This is a genomic window from Oceanivirga salmonicida (assembly GCF_001517915.1).
In the GTDB taxonomy this organism is placed as follows: domain Bacteria; phylum Fusobacteriota; class Fusobacteriia; order Fusobacteriales; family Leptotrichiaceae; genus Oceanivirga; species Oceanivirga salmonicida.
This window is the reverse complement of the sequence record NZ_LOQI01000132.1, coordinates 1-1,393: the sequence shown is the minus strand read 5'-3', so window position 1 is coordinate 1,393 and position 1,393 is coordinate 1. Positions and strand designations below refer to the sequence as shown.

Sequence of the window (1,393 nt, the reverse complement as noted above, 5' to 3'; positions counted from 1 at the left end):
TTATAATTTCCTTATAAATAAATCTAACAATTCATTAAATTGTTTTAAAGATAACGAACTTTTCCGATTTCTCCAACTATTTAAAGAGTTAATATCTAAATCTTCGGATATAATCCCTTCTTTTATTGCTTTTTTAATAGCAAAACATCTCTCTTTTAAATTAAGAGCATTTACAAAATTTTTTTTCATTGAATTTTCCTCCTAATACTAATATATATAAGAAAATATTAAAATCATAGCAGCTAAGACAAACCTATAACTATAAAATACTAATTTAATGGTTTATGAATTTAAATTGTTATTTAATCTCTACATTTTGCCCATGCAGATGCAATATAACTTACAACAAAACTGCCAGCAGCACCACTAATAGCCTTAATTGTTGCAACACAATATATAGAACTAATAGTTGGAGAAGCATATGGTTGTACAGTTCCTTTTGCTCCTGTTACAAAGTCCATTTATTCTTTACTTAATTCTTCAAAACTATTACCTATTAATTTTTTCGAATCCATGACATATCCTCCTAAAAATAATTAAATACAGCTCTTCGTATAAGAAACAAGTCCCGATAAAGCTGATAAACTACCACTTACACAAGCAGCCGAACTTGGTGTTATAAGAGTAAAAGTAGTTGGAGTTGCATAAGGCTGTGCAGCTCCTTTTGCTCCTGTTATAAAGTCCATTTCTTCTTGACTTAATTCTTCAAAACCAAGTCCTATTTTGCTTTTTATTTCCATAAAATACTCCTTTTAATTATGATATCCAATGTTTAACATAAGCTATATAACCTAAAATAGCTCCTATAACCATTCCAAAAGAAATACAAAGTGTAGTACACAAATCTTCTTTTTTCACTTTTCCTCCCTATTCTTAACCACTATGATTCTAATATTCTCTTATATTAATATTTTATTATTTTTAATTTTTTACATAACAATTACTAATATCTAAAATTATGATTAGTATATTATAAGATGATTTGTATTTTTGTCAATATCATTGAAAAAATTTTGTAGAATAAAGTTTGAAATGCAACATTTTTAATAATTTATTTGATTTTTAATATACTTTATCATATAATTTTAATATGATTAAGGGGCTGTTGCAAATAGGTAGTTTTTAAACTGCTTATTGCAACTCTCTTTTTTTTTTTAGAAAAAAAAAACGATGAATTTACTCATCAAATTCTTAATTATATATTTTCATTTATTTTTGGTCGACAAAAAAATAGCATAATACATTTTTTCTTGTTAAGCTGTTTTTAAATCATGTAAAATATTTCCAATTTTATTATGTTTCTTTTTATACATATGTATTTTAAAGTTATATCCCATACATATTAGTATTAATTCTCGTTTAACTCCTGAAACTCCTGATATTTTAAGTTTTC

At 25.0% G+C, this 1,393-nt stretch carries 3 protein-coding genes; all 3 read right to left on the bottom strand.

All coding sequences use genetic code 11. The features are described from left to right. The 3 genes from AWT72_RS08545 to AWT72_RS08540 all read right to left on the bottom strand — a co-directional run bounded on the left by AWT72_RS08545 (position 1) and on the right by AWT72_RS08540 (position 740). Entirely contained in the window at positions 1-189 is a 189-nt protein-coding gene (locus AWT72_RS08545) for a hypothetical protein (RefSeq protein WP_067143633.1), read from the bottom strand. Positions 190-302: 113 nt separating this feature from the next. Continuing rightward, positions 303-461 carry a type 2 lantibiotic gene (locus AWT72_RS09545; RefSeq protein ID WP_156413137.1) on the bottom strand — a complete coding sequence of 53 codons (159 nt, stop codon included), beginning with the start codon at positions 459-461 and terminating at the stop codon, positions 303-305. Positions 462-536: 75 nt separating this feature from the next. After that, a complete protein-coding gene (locus AWT72_RS08540; RefSeq protein WP_067143630.1) occupies positions 537-740 on the bottom strand; it encodes a lichenicidin A2 family type 2 lantibiotic in 204 nt (67 codons plus the stop codon). Positions 741-1,393 lie beyond the last annotated feature (653 nt).

What these genes read in the sequence shown, in the direction of transcription:
- AWT72_RS08540 (WP_067143630.1), bottom strand. Translation starts at nt 740, where the DNA reads ATGGAAATAAAAAGCAAAATAGGACTTGGTTTTGAAGAATTAAGTCAA.
- AWT72_RS08545 (WP_067143633.1), bottom strand. Translation starts at nt 189, where the DNA reads ATGAAAAAAAATTTTGTAAATGCTCTTAATTTAAAAGAGAGATGTTTT.
- AWT72_RS09545 (WP_156413137.1), bottom strand. Translation starts at nt 461, where the DNA reads ATGGACTTTGTAACAGGAGCAAAAGGAACTGTACAACCATATGCTTCT.